Below are 13,979 nucleotides of genomic sequence, written 5' to 3' on the forward strand. Positions count from 1 at the left end.
TTTTACTTTCTGTTATTTGGCAGCTTCCACCTTCAGAGGAAAATTAGAAGCACTTCCTGCGTCATAAGTGACAGTCACATAAGTTACCTTCACTTTTGCGCCGCTTCCGTTGCTGTCATCTTCCGCTTTTCCAAGCACATCAGAATCCAGCCCTTCTGCATTATCCTTCATAAAGCCCATCTCTACACCAGATTCTGTCTTGATGGTAAAGGTGCTCATGGCCTGATCCGTAACGGTTCCTGTGGCTTCCGCCACTTTCATGCCCTCCTGGGCGTCTAAAACCAGTAAAATATCTGCATTCTTGGCATCATTACCGGAAATCTCCCCTTTGTAGACCACGGAAACCTCCACGCCTTCCTCCAGCGCATAGGAAGTCTCTACTGCCACACGGTCCAAATCAAGGGTCGTTTCTGCTTTCCCATTCAGTATGGTAATCTGATCCATGTTATCGGAAACACTTACGACCTTGCCGGTCAGTATTTTAAATTCTTCGGCATTCCCGGGAGCTTCTGTGCTTACCTCATCCGAACCTTCCGAAGCTTTTGAACTCTGAACCGGAGAGGATGTTCCTGTCGTTTCTGAATTAACAGCTGATTTTCCACAGGCCGTAAATACGAGGGCCGAACAGATAAGCAAAGCTGTAATCAATGTTTTTTTCATAAGCTTCCCTTCTTTCTTTTATGCTTAACCTATGATCTCGATTTCAGTATATCATCCGTTTGTGAAAAATCTTTAACTTTTTTCTTAAGTAATTTTAATTATTAACAACTTATACTTCAACATATAAAGGTGCCTGCCGATTGGTTCCAGGGCTTTGCCTTTATCACTCAACCTAATTTTAATCATCGGTTTCTTCTTTGATTCCGGCAATTCTATCAGTCTCACCGCACCTTCCAATTCGTCTTATTTTTATATTAATAGAGACAGGGTTGACTGCCTATATAATAAACTGTTTTCTTGTTAATCTTTTACAAGTACTAAAACTATCGCAATAATAGCCGTAAATATTATGCCTCCTAACATATAACTCATTTCACAATCCCCTTTGCTTTTCTTTATCATACCACTAATAGCTATTTTTCCCCTTTAACTGGTCTGGAAACCTTATCCAAATAAGCTTTTTCTTATACTCAATGAGCCTTTTTTTATGAAAGTTACGATTTCTTTCAAAATCAATTGTCCATTTAAACATATGCTTTAGCATATCATAGGTAGGCTTATAGTTACTTTCTTCATATCCAATTTTTTGCTTGATAAACCGAAAAATCATTCGATATATCCTAATATATAATGGTGTATCTAAAAAAATAATTACGTCTGCTAAATCATATAAGATTTTTTGGCTGTCTCTATAAGTTCCCTCTATAATCCATGAACTATTTTCATCTATTTTTTCAATGATTTCTTTTTGCTCTTGATTAGAACGTTTGTATCTTTTTTCATTAGGAAATCCCCACGCAATACAATCTCCTTCATAATAAATTATGTTTAATTCATCCGACAATTTTCTTGCTAACGTTGTTTTCCCACTTGCAACACTACCAAATATAAGTAATTTCATAAATCCCTCTATACTTAATAAAATCAATCATGCTATTTTAAATTGAATTTTGTTGCTTATGATCTTACCTTTTAGAAAAGCACCTAAAAGTAATTAAGTTATGATCAGGGTCTAAAAAACTCATATTCCTTACGCCCCATGGTCTTTCCTTTGGAGGTTCAATAATTTCGACACCAAGTATTTTTAATCTTTCAAATTCAACATCAATATTATTAACTGTAAATGCGATACATATGTTGTTAGAGTTTATTTTTCGCTCACTTCCGTCATTGTATATAGTCAGTGTTGTTTCCTCTGCTATGATAAATTGATGAATGTTATCATCACTACCGTTATCAATATCAAATAACATTTTGTAAAAATTTGATAACCGTATTACATCATTTGTCAATAAACATACTTCTCCTACCTTCATTCATGCTCCCCTATATTATGTAAACGATATTTATGTGTAGAATATCGCTTAAACTACTATCATTTCCAAACAACTTGATATATACTTAAATAAAAACGGAGGGGTTTATGATATCTTATCTTCCATTGCTTTTACAGTTGCTTGAATTGTTTAAATACGTTGTATATGTAATGATCTTTTTGTGCTGCATAAAATATTTAAAAAAATGACTTACTTTAAATGATACACTCATGCTGCAAAAAATATATATACTATATCGGAGGTTTAAAATGTTTAATTTTCTTGATTTAATTGTGGATATTATTGGCTTCTTTGTTGATCTGTGGACAATAGATAGTCCCAGAAAGAAAAAATAAAATTGCTCCATCATTGGATTGACGATCTTCTCACTTTCATCCTGACCTGCCGTTTTATTTTCTAGTGGGTCTTTGGTTATCGGTTCAAAGAATGAATTATTTATTTTGGGTAATATGAGCGGTTATTACTGTATAACTATAAGCATTAACTGTTATTACATAGTCAGACACACTTATGTACCAATTTTTTCCTCTTTTGACCAAACCACTATTAGGGTTCTTAATCATTTTGATACACCAATCAACAACATCTTCTTATAAACAAAGATTTTTTCTTATTCTTTCAGTCCCCAAAGCAGTAGTGTGTAACTTGCCTAAATTTAATAACAAATCATTATTCCCATACATTTTTATACTATATGTCATCTTTCATATTCCTACTACGCTCCTTTATAAGAATACGATAAATACAACTAACAATCAATAATAATTTTCCAATATTTGTTTACTATACAAAACCTGTTCTGCAGCATTAAGATGGCTACTTCAAACCTTCCGGTTAAATACAAACCTCGGCCATGATGATATTAAGACCACCCTCGACACCTATACACATTTTGGATCTGAGGATGTAAAAGTAGATAAACTAGAATCCTATTACGATGCAGTCAAAGGGCAAAATCATACCCCTGAAACACGCATAAACAGGGGCTTTCAGGGGTTTAATAAAAATCTTTAACTTTTTTCTTAAAATTTCCAACCTCTACAATATTTCCCCATACCTGCCCAAAAAACTCTGGGTACGGACATTCATGGAGGAAAATACCTCTTCCGGCGTCCCTTCCTCTACAATCACTCCATCTGCCATAAAGATGACCCGGTCAGAGATATCTCTGGCAAATGCCATCTCATGGGTAACGATGACCATAGTAATCTGTAAGTCTGCAAGAGACTTGATGACCTTTAAGACCTCCCCGGTCAGTTCCGGGTCCAGAGCAGAGGTTGGTTCATCAAAAAATAAGATCTTTGGATTTAAAGCAAGTGCTCTGGCAATTGCCACCCGCTGACACTGTCCGCCGGAAAGCTGGCAGGGATAGGCATCTGCCTTATCTTCAAGGCCCATTTTCTGAAGCAGCTTTACTGCCTCTGCCCTGACTTCCTCTTTATTGCGCTTCTGTACGTGGATCGGGGCATCAGTCACATTGTTCATCACTGTCATATGTGGGAATAAATGAAAGTTCTGGAATACCAGGCCGTAGTGCTTCCGGATCTGGCGCAGTACATCTTTGGCTGCGTAGACGGATTTTCCTCCGGTGCCGGAAGAAGCTGCTTTCTCGCCCAGATAAATCAGTTCTCCCTGATCCATCTCCTCCAGCATGGTGGCACATCGTAATAGGGTGGATTTCCCGGAGCCGGATGGACCGATGATGGAGACGATCTCCCCCTCTTTTACAGAAAGAGAAATATCCTTTAAAACCTCCTGGCCGTTAAATGATTTTTTCACATGGTTCATTTCCAGTAAGTACATTTCGGTCCTCCTACTCATAATAATTCATCCGTTTTTCTATGTATTCCATTCCAACTGCTACGATCAAGTTAAAGACATAATAAAAAAGTCCTGCTGCCACAAAGGGAACCAGACTTGTCTGGGAAGAAGCCAGTGCTTTTGCCACAGCAAACATTTCCAGAACGCTGATGGTAAATGCCAGAGAGGTATCTTTTACCAGCGTGATCACTTCGTTGGTGACAGACGGAAGAATCCGTTTTATCACCTGGGGAAAGATAATGCGGAAAAATGTCTGGGTTCTTGTATATCCAAGCAGCCTGGAAGCCTCATACTGACCCGCAGGCATGGACTGAATCCCGCTTCTGTAAATTTCCGCAAAATACGCTGCATAGTTGATAATAAATCCGATAAACGCAGCATAAAGGCGGTAATCATTCCCCACCTTTATGCCTAATAAGTAATATGGACCAAAATAAACCACCATCAGCTGAAGCATCAGAGGCGTTCCTCTCATGACTGAAATATAGAATTTAACAATGGCCTGTATGACCCGGTTCTTTGACATTCTTCCAAAGGAAACCAATAGCCCAAGGGGAAGGGAAAAGACCAGCGTTACCAAAAAGATCTGGATGCTGACCCACATCCCCCCTGCCAGTTGTGATAGTATCTGTATGAAAGTCATGATTACTCCTCCAATTACGTTCTTTTATTCTGCAACGGTGGTGACATCCTTGCCAAACCACTGCTCTGAAATCTTCTTTAATGTGCCGTCGGCTGCCATGGCATCCAACTGTTCCTGAACCTGATCCCTTAATGCATCATTTCCCTTTTTAAAGCCGACTCCATACTCTTCTGCAGATAAGGATTCCTCTAAAATCACAAAATCAGCTTTTCTCTGCTCGATCTGATAGGCAGCTACGATTACGTCCATGGCAACGGCATCCACGGCACCCATTTCCAGATCCATAAATGCAGTATTGTAATCCGGTGTGGTCTGCAAGGTCTTAAACGTATTTAATAAGGCCTCATCTTCCTTCAGGGCTTTTTCTGCGGAAGAATCTGCCTGAACTTCAACGATCTTTCCGGAAAGATCTGCAAGAGTCTGAATGCCGGAATCCTTTGCTACCACAAATACCTGGCTGTTCTTCATATAAGGTCTTGTCCATGTATAGCCGTCTTCCCGCCCGTTAATGGTAAATCCGTTCCAGATACAGTCAATATTTCCTGACTCCAGCTCCATATCCTTGGCATCCCAGCCGATTGGCTGTGCCACAAACTTTTTCCCCAGGCGGCTTGCCACTTCCTTTGCCAGGTCCAGGTCAAATCCGGTGTATTCTCCATTGTCCGCCACGAATCCCATAGGCGGGAAATCCTGATCAAAGCCTACGGTAAAGGTTTCTTCCCCGCCGGCTGACGCTTCTGTCTTCGCCGCTTCAGAGCTTGCCTCTTTGGTTTCCTCCGGCTGCGCGGAAGGCCCGGTCTCCTGCTTTGGGGAACAGCCGCTCAGTAAAGTCAATACGCTAAGTGCTGCTGCCATCTTTATCATTATTTTTTTCATCCTTTTATCCTCCTCATGATTTTCATGTGTTACCATGGTAGCACAGTAAAGTGTTTCTGTAAAGAAAAAAGTTTACGGGAAAAGGAAAATCAGTAAGGGAAAAATTTTCAGAGAAAAACAAATACAAGCAGCAAAAAAAGAAAAAGAACTGTCCCACCCATCAGGAGTGCAGGAAAGATCGGTGCCTTTCCTCTGACAGAACGTATTTCCGGTTCTGCAAACATGCCCCAGGGGCTTAATTCCAACACTCCAAACGGCAATTCGTTTTGATTCTGACCACTTAAAAAAGCCTGAAATTCCTTAAAGTCCTGCTCTACATAACGTTTTCCATCCTTCCAGTCCTCTATGGCATCTTTTTTTGTCCTGGAAAAAAAGAAAGAAGATTCACCTGCCTCCCTCATGCTTTCCTTTTTCTTTAAAAACTGCCGGTATGCATGTCTGATGCCTTTATTGGCCGTCTCCTGCAAGTCTCTTGTGGTCTGGTAAAGATTCATCAGGTAATAAAAGACCTTATAGGCATCCTTAGGCTGAAAGACCTGATACCTGCCTTCAAAACCTCTGCTTCTGCCCGCTGTTTTCTGGTACTGTTCCTGTATGTAAAAGTCAATCATACGGTCAATGGCTTCCCTCAAGTCCGAAGCAAGCCTCTGGTCGATGCCGGAAAACGTGCCAAAGATATGGGACTTTATGGCCATTATTGCAGCCAGGAAACCGTAAAGTTCTTCACTTTCCCCGGACAAGGCAGCCGCACCAAGTAAATTCCCGGATTGATTCATATAAGCAGCAAAGCGTTCTGCCAGTGCAAGGTCACCCGGAGAATAAATGGTCTTTTCTGCCATGGGGGAAATGGATGCCTGGGCGCCAAAGACCTTTTCATTATCCGCCCCCTTCCGGTTCTTTCCATCAATGACCGATATATAGGCTTCCCTTAACATCCGTCTGGAATATCCCACATCATTCTTTATCCGTCCTTCACCGGCCGGCTGATAGATGATCCCCTGCTCTCCCTGGTTTTCCGCTTTGTTGACCGGAATTCTTATTCCTCCCTGTCCTTCACCCGCGGCGTCCGCACCCTTTAATATGCCTTTGAACACCTGTTCCAGCTCCCGCTCACTTAAGGCATTGCCGGTTACGCTGTGATAGAGCGCGGCCCGTAAGGAATTTCTAGCGTTCTGAGAACCGAAGTTCTGAAGCAGAGCCACAAGCTCTCCAAGGCGGGCATCGAGAAGCTTTGCAATGAGATCCGGAAGCAGCTGATCTAAGGCAGAAAGCTGATTTTCTCTCACTCCGCCTGCCGGATGCTCAAGAATGGCAAGCAGCAGCTCTTTGTAAACAGCCGCAAGATGTTCCAGCTCATCCTCAATCTTTTTTTCTGCAAATGGCGTCCAGCTTTTGAGGCTTTCCCATGCCTGACCCGCTTCCTCTTCCCACATCTGGTCCGGCGCCGGAATGCCATTCTCTCTTTCCTTATAATAAGCACTTTCATCAGAAAGGGAAGCCCTGTCCTTAGAAGCATCAGCCTCTTTCGGCGGCTCTGCCCCGACTTCCTTTGCTTTTTCCACAGATGCTTTTGTATTTTCTCCTATCTCTTCGATAAACTCGATCTCCGCCTCGATAGCTCCTTTTCTCACAGCCTGCTCCATGGCATGGGGCAGGCCTCCGGCCGGCAGCTCCCCGGTCTTAGCAGAAAGCAGCTGGTCCTGTACCTTGATTTCCATATCCGTTATCCTCATTGGCTTTTTCCGAAAGCAGATTCCCCCCGGAAAGATCAGTCCTTTTCATCCTGAAAAACGATCCTTCCATTGCAGATGGTATATTTGACCTTCCCAAACAGGGATTCTCCTGTGAACGGGGAATTGGAGGACTTTGAAACATATTCCCCCACAGTCCATTCCTCATTGGGATCAAAGATTACAAGGTCTGCCGCACTTCCTTCCTTTATCCCATCAAACGGCAGCCGGTAAAGCCTTGCAGGGTTACGGCTCATTTTCTCCATTAATTCCATCATGGTCAAATGACCGGCACGTACCAGCTTGGTCACACCGAGAGCAAGAGCGGTCTCAAGACCGATAATCCCGCTGGGCGCATGAGTTAAATCCCTGGCCTTTTCCTCATGGCTGTGAGGCGCATGGTCCGTTGCAATAATATCAATACTTCCGTCCTTTAACCCCTCTAAAATGGCCTGCCTGTCCGCCTCCGTCCGCAGAGGCGGATTCATCTTTGCCAGCGTCCCATGGGTTAATACGGCCTCCTCTGTCAAGGTGAAATGATGAGGTGTTACCTCTGCATAGACATCGGCCCCCAATTCCTTGGCAAACTTCACCATCTTAACGGAAACGGCTGAACTGATATGCTGGATATCCACCGTTGCTTTCGTATGAAGGGCGATCATCAAATCCCTTGCCACCAGACTGTCCTCCGCAAGAGCCGGAGAACCGAAGATTCCAAGCTGTTCGGAAACCTTTCCGTGATTAATCCCATTATCTTCAATAAAAGCCGAATCTTCTTCATGAAAGCTTAAAGGCAAATCAAGTCTGGCCGCCATTTCCATGGCTTCATTTACAAGCTTTGTATCAAGAAGAGGAATCCCGTCATCCGTAAAGCCTGCCGCACCGGCGGCTTTTAACTCTTCCATATCCGTTAGCTCCAGCCCCTTAAGTCCTTTGGAAACAGCAGCAACAGAAAACACATTTATCCCCGTCTTTTTTCCTTCCCGGAGCACATATTCTAAGGTCTCTGTATTATCCACAGGAGGTCTGGTATTTGCCATGCAGACCACCGTGGTAAATCCGCCCTTGGCTGCCGCTCTTGCCCCTGTCTGGATATCTTCCTTATAGGTAAATCCCGGATCCCGGAAATGAACGTGAACATCAATAAGTCCCGGGGCTACAAGATAGCCGGAGGCATCGATTACCACATCCTCTTTGGAAACATTGAAATCCAGACTTTTGCCTATTGCGGCAATTTTCCCATCCGAAAGACAGATATCCACAGTCCGCTCTGTTTTATCCGCCGGGTCTATGACGTGTGCATTTCTAATCCATATCATTTTATATTCTCCCTTTCTTTTCTCTCTTCCGCCGGTAACGGTCTTTTCACAAATTTAAAAAATCCCTGAGGCAGCTCAAACACAAACACAATGCCCAGCACAATGGCCACCGCAACCTTTAATGCCATAAATCCGGTTCTGGCCGCCAACGCCAGTTCATCCGTCACAATATAATAAGCAGTCCAGTACACACCTGCCCCCGGCACCAGAGGAAAAATACCGGATATCAAAAATATGGTGACCGGACACCGCTGTCTCACCGCAAACATTCTGGACAAAAGGATAACTACAATCGTGGCTGCCAGTGCCGACACCGGAGTTGTCAGCCATTTCAAAAGAACCGCATAAACAATCCACCCTGATCCGCCGATGATGCCGCAGTAAGGATAATACCTGGAAGGTACCCCAAAGAGAAGAGAAAACGCGACGGTCCCAATCACAGCCGCCCCGATCTCAGGCAAAAGGCTCATAAAAACGTACCTCCCGTCAGCTGATGAAATAATCCAAACACCATTCCAACCCCCATGGCAATGCTGAAAAATACCAACAGCGCATCGAGCATGCGTACAGAGCCGGAAATATAATCCCCGTCTGCAATATCCCGAATGGCATTGGTAAATGGCACACCGGGAATTAAAGGCATGACAGAACCGATGATCATATAATTTAAATGTTCTCCCACTTTCAATAGATATAACATCATACAGACAAAGGTGACAAGGGCACCTCCGCCAATATTTCCTACGATTTTAGAAAGGCGGGGAGCGCTTAAAAATATCACATACAGATAAAGGAAAACTCCTGCCAGAAATGCTGCTGTGCTGTCCCTTAAATCCCCGCCGAAAAGATAACAAAAGCAGGCGCTTCCCACACCGGAGGCAACAATCTGCATGGTCTTTGATTTCCCAGGCATCATCCGGATATCCTTTAAGCGGCGTTTCACTTCTGCCAGACTTACTGACCCTGCTTCAATTTCCCTGGACAGCTGATTCACTGCCGCCACACGGTCCAGATGCGTCCCGCTCACAGGAATGTGCTGTACCTTTGCAAAGATTTCCTCCCGCTCATTGCCGGCGGTTGTAAAGATTCCGTTGCTGAGAACAAAGGAACTGCCGGATTCAATTCCAAAGTGGCGGCAGATCCGTTCCATGGTCTCTTCTACCCGGAAGATCTCGGCACCATTCTCCAACAGGATGTGTCCTGCCTGCATAGCAGCATCAAGGACTTCTTTTTGATCTGTTTCACGTTCCATTGCTGTCAGTCTCCTACCCGATAATAAAGCTCTCTCCGTCTTCCCGGATTTTAACGATCCGGTCCCGGTAAGGGCCTGACACTTCCATGTCTATCAGTCTCTTTATAACGGAAAAGTCTCCCCAGCAGTGCATGGGAAATGCGTGGCTGACCTGAGTTTTTCTCATAAACTCGTCAAAGCCAAGATAAAAGGCGTTCTCCTGTCTGGGATCCAGAGGCAGAAAAGCTGCATCCATGTGCATTCCTTCCAGCTTGTCCACTTCTGCCGTGTAACGCTTTGCCATGGTCTCATTCCAGTCTGCCGGCTCTCCCTCCCAATACCAGTTGTTCAAATCTCCTGCGTGGTAAAGTACCTTTCCTTCTGCTTTCACAAGAAAGGCAACCCCTTCATCGGTAGAACAGTAGGTAAGGACCTTCACAGCCGGTTCCCCGTCATAGGAAGACTGTTCTGTAATCTTCCCATAAGCAAACCGGAATCCAAGCTCCTCTCCCGCTTTCATGGAAGTAATCGCTTTCAGGGTTTCTTCAGGCAGTCGGTTTATCAGGATATCATCGGAAAAGACGAATCTGGTATTTTCATGTTTCTTTTTTAGATCCAGAACCTTTTCTGAATAATGATCTCCATGCCGGTGGCTTGCAAATACCATAAGAGGCTTATCCTTTCTGATTTCCGGCAGGACGCCTTCTGTATAGTCAAACAACAAAGTCACAGTTTCTAGTTCCACTAAAAATGAGCTGTGATGAATATAAATGATCTTCATAAGAACAGGCCTCCTTTATTTGGCTGATTGAAAAAATTATATCACAACAACCTCCCATCTGCATAGCATCTGAGCGCAAAAAAAGGCGAGGACAATTGTCCCCGCCCCAGAAATAAAAATTCCTGTTGGATCCGGTTATGTACGGATTAGTTAGCTGCTGTTGTTGTTTCAGCTTCTGCAGATGTCTCAGACTCGGAATCAGCTGCTTCTTCAGAGGAAGCATCTTCGCTGCCAGCTTCTTCAGAAGATTCTTCTAAAGTAGTCTCTTCTTCAGTTGTTGTTGTTTCTTCTTCTGTTGTAACTGCTTCTGTTGTAGCTTCTGTTGTTACTTCTGTCTCAGTAGCTGCTGTTGTTTCTTCTGTCTTGCTTCCGCATGCAGAGATTGCTGCCATTGTTAATACAGCTACGCCTGTAAGTACGAGTTTCTTTGTTGTTAATTTCATAATAATTCTCCTCCTTGCGACTACATAGGTTAGTCTTTTTTAATATGTTGCCATGACTTCACGTTGCCCTATGACCTTGAAGCCGAGTCCAAGTTTAACACCTTAGGATTACAAAGTCAATGACCTTTTCATGATTTTTTTCTTAATTAAAATTGGGGCAATTCTTAAAAATTATTACAACACCAATCGGGATGCAGAAGAAAAAAGTTATGAAAAAATGCACTTGAAATGGATGGTTTTTAGCTATTCTGATTTTGTCTATTTAAATAATGTTGTAACATATAATTAATTTGTTTTACATTTTTATATAATTCTTACAAATTCTCCTCTTATTTCATGGCAAACTTATCTCGTCAAATCATAGCGTTTTTTAAATAACCGCCGTATATCCTGGTCCGGCTAAAAACGATTCATAAGCACCACATTCCAGTGTTATCTGTTTGCATGGAACACCATAAGGACTCTTTCCTCTTTTCTTGTACATTGCAGATAAAACAGGAATTTGCTATACTTAAAACTATCCTTTACAATAAAAAAACAACTATAAACTGACAGGAGGAATTTTGTATGCTAAAAGATCTGGTTACCAGATGCCGTTCGTTTCGGCGCTTTCATGAGGATGTAAAAATATCTACGGAGGAGTTAAAAGAACTGGTGGACCTTGCAAGACTCACCCCATCTACTGCCAACTCCCAGGCACTTAAATTTCGGCTCTGCAATACACCGGAGGAAACAGAAAAGGTATTTGATACCCTTGGCTGGGCCGGTGCTCTGCCGGACTGGGACGGCCCCGAAAAAGGGGAACGGCCTTCCGCTTACATTATTATATTATGTGACTTATCACTGGGAAAAAACAAACTTCATGATGATGGAATTGTTGCACAGACTATAATGCTTGGGGCTGTCGAAAAGGGCTACGGCGGCTGTATGCTTGGAAATGTACAGAGGAGCCGCCTGGCAGAAGCACTTCAAATTGATACGGAAAAGTATTCCATTGATCTGGTTCTGGCCCTTGGGAAACCAAAAGAAGAGGTGGTTCTCGTGCCGGTAAAAGAAGATGGGGATGTGCGGTATTACAGGGATGAGAATCAGGTGCATTATGTTCCGAAGAGAAGGCTTGAGGATTTGATTGTATAGGTGCTGCTTTGATAGGTTTAACGCCTGGTATAAAATAATAATCAGCCGGGTTCTGGTAATTATGCCGGCTGATTATTGCTATGTTCATGGATGTTTTCTATTTCTTGCAGTGTATTTGCATTGTTGTAACTTGCTGTATCTGGTTCCTGTGATTTACTATAAACCATGGTCTAAAATCTATGTCCGCATTTCGGACAGAATTCAAAGTCTTCTGCAGTTTCATAACCACAGCTCATACACTTCTTCTGGCTCCATTGTGAATTTCTTCTTCCAGGCTCTATGATGGTCAAATCCTGCTCTGTAATGTCTACGGTCTCTCCATGACTTACCAGTTTCCCTTTTTCCGGGTTCAACTCATAGATTGTGTTACAGCAAGACATCTGAACGTAGTAGTGACGGTCCCATTTTATAATTGGAATGAAGAATACACTAAAATAGCTATAGGTCATAAAAATCTGATATCTGCCATAGCCTCCGCACAGGCTGCAGATTACAGTCCTGGCGTAAGCAAATTGTTTTCTGCCTTGGCTGATGCCGCATATAAAAAACATAATATCCATCTCCTGACATACCGCTTGTTACTATGACAACTGATTTTATAGATATGTTTTAATAATCATATCAATACCTCGTGGAAAACTTACACATTGGCTGCATGCACTTTGCCGCTAATAAATTGCAAGTTCTATAAGCATCCAGAAGCTTACCTGTAAATTTCTTTATTCATTCTATATTTAACAACTTTTTAAAAGTACAGCAAGGTGAGCCAGACTGTTTCCATGAGTATTAAAATCATTAATCACCTTATCAAATAAGCTTCGATTGTGGCCCAGCTTGCGGAAGAATACACTGCAGCAATGAATCATATCCTCAGAAGTGCTATCCGCTTCCAGATAAGTAGTAAGAGAAACCTTCACCATACTATATACCCAGATAAAATAAAGATAATTTTCCCATAGACTTCTTTCCATATCCTTAAACGGAATATTTGCATAAAACATGTAAGATATCATAACATTTTCAAGGAAATATTCTTTTCCATGAATCCACTCCTGAAACTGTTCTTTACAACCATGATAAAGTTCTTTTTCAAGTTTAAAAGATTCCTCTTTATTTTCTAAAATATTCTTCAAATCAGCGTCCATATTCAAATTCAGTCTTTTGCATATACGTTCCATAACCTGACTATAATACTGATCGCCCCCATTTAAATACATTAATCCTGTTAAAACACTATAATAGACAGACAAGGTATTATCCGCCTTAATACCCTGTAACATTCCAAGTATCTCTCCCTGCTCCAATTCCTTTATAAACCAATCTATATATACAGGAATATCAATACAATTGCCCTCTGCTGTCAATTCATCGATCCGTCTCATTGCCATTCCAAGAAGAAGCATACGGTCTTCTAAGGGGATTTCTTCAAGCTGAAGTAATATGATACAAAGAGTTTGGATATCATAGTAGTAATCTAAAGCAGAAAGTTGCTTTTTTTTATTTTTAATAACATAACTTCCATACCTAGATTCAGGGGAAAACGCCTTTTTTCCATTAATTAATAAAACTCCATCTTTTTCTTCCATAAGAAGCTCCAGAACCCTTTCACAGCCCAGGGACATGGAACATTCCACCTGGTCAAGGTAGCGATGATTTTGCCTGGGAAAGGACTGACAGGTTTGCGAAAGTATACTATATCCATAATTTTTTTGAGCCCGGCAAAGCCCTTCCTCTGTCAGCATAGGGCATTTATTTTCTCTGTCCAGAATAAATTTCGCATAATTGGCATCCGTCTTTTTATCGGGAGAGTATAATTCTATGGTCAATCCCCACTCATCTCGACCCACTACCTTTTTCTTCCGCCATTTACGATACTCTTCCCTTGACATGGAAATCTCCCAGCACTGACAGCAATTATAGAAACAGTCCCCGCCTTTACACTGAAAGCGGTCATACCAGGAAGGTTTTAACACATCTAGTTTTTCCATCATTGTCTCCACT

15 protein-coding genes and 1 pseudogene are annotated in these 13,979 nt (G+C 42.3%); 1 reads left to right on the plus strand and 15 read right to left on the minus strand.

What is annotated here, in order from left to right:
• Window positions 1–12 precede the first annotated feature (12 nt).
• From ACLTWA_RS16230 to ACLTWA_RS16290, 13 genes and pseudogenes are all read right to left on the minus strand, one after another.
• Window positions 13–660, minus strand: a complete 648-nt coding sequence (locus tag ACLTWA_RS16230) for a hypothetical protein (RefSeq protein ID WP_412328939.1) — start codon at window positions 658–660, stop codon at window positions 13–15.
• A gap of 406 nt (window positions 661–1,066) precedes the next feature.
• Entirely contained in the window at window positions 1,067–1,561 is a 495-nt protein-coding gene (locus ACLTWA_RS16235) for a DNA topology modulation protein FlaR (RefSeq protein WP_412328940.1), read from the minus strand.
• Window positions 1,562–1,625: 64 nt separating this feature from the next.
• Window positions 1,626–1,976 (minus strand): VOC family protein, encoded by a 351-nt coding sequence (locus ACLTWA_RS16240; RefSeq protein ID WP_412328941.1) that lies wholly within the window; start codon window positions 1,974–1,976, stop codon window positions 1,626–1,628.
• Window positions 1,977–2,428: 452 nt separating this feature from the next.
• Window positions 2,429–2,680, minus strand: a pseudogene (locus tag ACLTWA_RS16245) (DUF3781 domain-containing protein).
• A 355-nt stretch (window positions 2,681–3,035) separates the two neighbouring features.
• Window positions 3,036–3,800, minus strand: coding sequence for an amino acid ABC transporter ATP-binding protein (locus ACLTWA_RS16250; RefSeq protein WP_412328942.1), 765 nt, complete (start codon window positions 3,798–3,800; stop codon window positions 3,036–3,038).
• Between the two features lie 10 nt (window positions 3,801–3,810).
• Window positions 3,811–4,461: an amino acid ABC transporter permease gene (locus tag ACLTWA_RS16255; protein ID WP_412328943.1), complete on the minus strand. Its 651-nt coding sequence runs from the start codon at window positions 4,459–4,461 to the stop codon at window positions 3,811–3,813.
• Between the two features lie 24 nt (window positions 4,462–4,485).
• Entirely contained in the window at window positions 4,486–5,337 is an 852-nt protein-coding gene (locus tag ACLTWA_RS16260) for an amino acid ABC transporter substrate-binding protein (protein ID WP_412328944.1), read from the minus strand.
• Window positions 5,338–5,444: 107 nt separating this feature from the next.
• Window positions 5,445–7,055, minus strand: a complete 1,611-nt coding sequence (locus tag ACLTWA_RS16265; protein WP_412328945.1) for a hypothetical protein — start codon at window positions 7,053–7,055, stop codon at window positions 5,445–5,447.
• 50 nt (window positions 7,056–7,105) lie between these two features.
• The gene (locus tag ACLTWA_RS16270) at window positions 7,106–8,386 is read right to left on the minus strand and encodes a dihydroorotase (RefSeq protein WP_412328946.1); all 1,281 of its coding nucleotides are present in this window, start codon (window positions 8,384–8,386) and stop codon (window positions 7,106–7,108) included.
• Window positions 8,383–8,856, minus strand: coding sequence for a threonine/serine exporter family protein (locus ACLTWA_RS16275; protein WP_412328947.1), 474 nt, complete (start codon window positions 8,854–8,856; stop codon window positions 8,383–8,385). The genes ACLTWA_RS16270 and ACLTWA_RS16275 overlap by 4 nt, the downstream gene beginning before the upstream one ends.
• Complete coding sequence (locus tag ACLTWA_RS16280; protein ID WP_412328948.1) at window positions 8,853–9,638, minus strand: threonine/serine ThrE exporter family protein; 786 nt, start codon at window positions 9,636–9,638, stop codon at window positions 8,853–8,855. The genes ACLTWA_RS16275 and ACLTWA_RS16280 overlap by 4 nt, the downstream gene beginning before the upstream one ends.
• Before the next feature lie 13 nt (window positions 9,639–9,651).
• Complete coding sequence (locus ACLTWA_RS16285; protein WP_412328949.1) at window positions 9,652–10,398, minus strand: MBL fold metallo-hydrolase; 747 nt, start codon at window positions 10,396–10,398, stop codon at window positions 9,652–9,654.
• Between the two features lie 146 nt (window positions 10,399–10,544).
• Window positions 10,545–10,841, minus strand: coding sequence for a hypothetical protein (locus ACLTWA_RS16290; RefSeq protein ID WP_412328950.1), 297 nt, complete (start codon window positions 10,839–10,841; stop codon window positions 10,545–10,547).
• A 567-nt stretch (window positions 10,842–11,408) separates the two neighbouring features.
• On the opposite strand from ACLTWA_RS16290, the gene ACLTWA_RS16295 reads away from it, so the two are divergent.
• Complete coding sequence (locus tag ACLTWA_RS16295) at window positions 11,409–11,978, plus strand: nitroreductase family protein (RefSeq protein WP_412328951.1); 570 nt, start codon at window positions 11,409–11,411, stop codon at window positions 11,976–11,978.
• A gap of 170 nt (window positions 11,979–12,148) precedes the next feature.
• Here ACLTWA_RS16295 and ACLTWA_RS16300 read toward each other — a convergent pair whose 3' ends face one another.
• Window positions 12,149–12,529 (minus strand): zinc ribbon domain-containing protein, encoded by a 381-nt coding sequence (locus ACLTWA_RS16300; protein ID WP_412328952.1) that lies wholly within the window; start codon window positions 12,527–12,529, stop codon window positions 12,149–12,151.
• Window positions 12,530–12,712: 183 nt separating this feature from the next.
• Entirely contained in the window at window positions 12,713–13,966 is a 1,254-nt protein-coding gene (gene fliB, locus ACLTWA_RS16305; RefSeq protein ID WP_412328953.1) for a flagellin lysine-N-methylase, read from the minus strand.
• Window positions 13,967–13,979 lie beyond the last annotated feature (13 nt).

Source organism: Lacrimispora sp., from assembly GCF_046972725.1.
Lineage (GTDB): Bacteria > Bacillota > Clostridia > Lachnospirales > Lachnospiraceae > Lacrimispora.

What these genes read in the sequence shown, in the direction of transcription:
- ACLTWA_RS16230 (WP_412328939.1), bottom strand. Translation starts at nt 660, where the DNA reads ATGAAAAAAACATTGATTACAGCTTTGCTTATCTGTTCGGCCCTCGTA.
- ACLTWA_RS16235 (WP_412328940.1), bottom strand. Translation starts at nt 1,561, where the DNA reads ATGAAATTACTTATATTTGGTAGTGTTGCAAGTGGGAAAACAACGTTA.
- ACLTWA_RS16240 (WP_412328941.1), bottom strand. Translation starts at nt 1,976, where the DNA reads ATGAAGGTAGGAGAAGTATGTTTATTGACAAATGATGTAATACGGTTA.
- ACLTWA_RS16250 (WP_412328942.1), bottom strand. Translation starts at nt 3,800, where the DNA reads ATGTACTTACTGGAAATGAACCATGTGAAAAAATCATTTAACGGCCAG.
- ACLTWA_RS16255 (WP_412328943.1), bottom strand. Translation starts at nt 4,461, where the DNA reads ATGACTTTCATACAGATACTATCACAACTGGCAGGGGGGATGTGGGTC.
- ACLTWA_RS16260 (WP_412328944.1), bottom strand. Translation starts at nt 5,337, where the DNA reads ATGAAAAAAATAATGATAAAGATGGCAGCAGCACTTAGCGTATTGACT.
- ACLTWA_RS16265 (WP_412328945.1), bottom strand. Translation starts at nt 7,055, where the DNA reads ATGGAAATCAAGGTACAGGACCAGCTGCTTTCTGCTAAGACCGGGGAG.
- ACLTWA_RS16270 (WP_412328946.1), bottom strand. Translation starts at nt 8,386, where the DNA reads ATGATATGGATTAGAAATGCACACGTCATAGACCCGGCGGATAAAACA.
- ACLTWA_RS16275 (WP_412328947.1), bottom strand. Translation starts at nt 8,856, where the DNA reads ATGAGCCTTTTGCCTGAGATCGGGGCGGCTGTGATTGGGACCGTCGCG.
- ACLTWA_RS16280 (WP_412328948.1), bottom strand. Translation starts at nt 9,638, where the DNA reads ATGGAACGTGAAACAGATCAAAAAGAAGTCCTTGATGCTGCTATGCAG.
- ACLTWA_RS16285 (WP_412328949.1), bottom strand. Translation starts at nt 10,398, where the DNA reads ATGAAGATCATTTATATTCATCACAGCTCATTTTTAGTGGAACTAGAA.
- ACLTWA_RS16290 (WP_412328950.1), bottom strand. Translation starts at nt 10,841, where the DNA reads ATGAAATTAACAACAAAGAAACTCGTACTTACAGGCGTAGCTGTATTA.
- ACLTWA_RS16295 (WP_412328951.1), top strand. Translation starts at nt 11,409, where the DNA reads ATGCTAAAAGATCTGGTTACCAGATGCCGTTCGTTTCGGCGCTTTCAT.
- ACLTWA_RS16300 (WP_412328952.1), bottom strand. Translation starts at nt 12,529, where the DNA reads ATGTTTTTTATATGCGGCATCAGCCAAGGCAGAAAACAATTTGCTTAC.
- fliB (WP_412328953.1), bottom strand. Translation starts at nt 13,966, where the DNA reads ATGGAAAAACTAGATGTGTTAAAACCTTCCTGGTATGACCGCTTTCAG.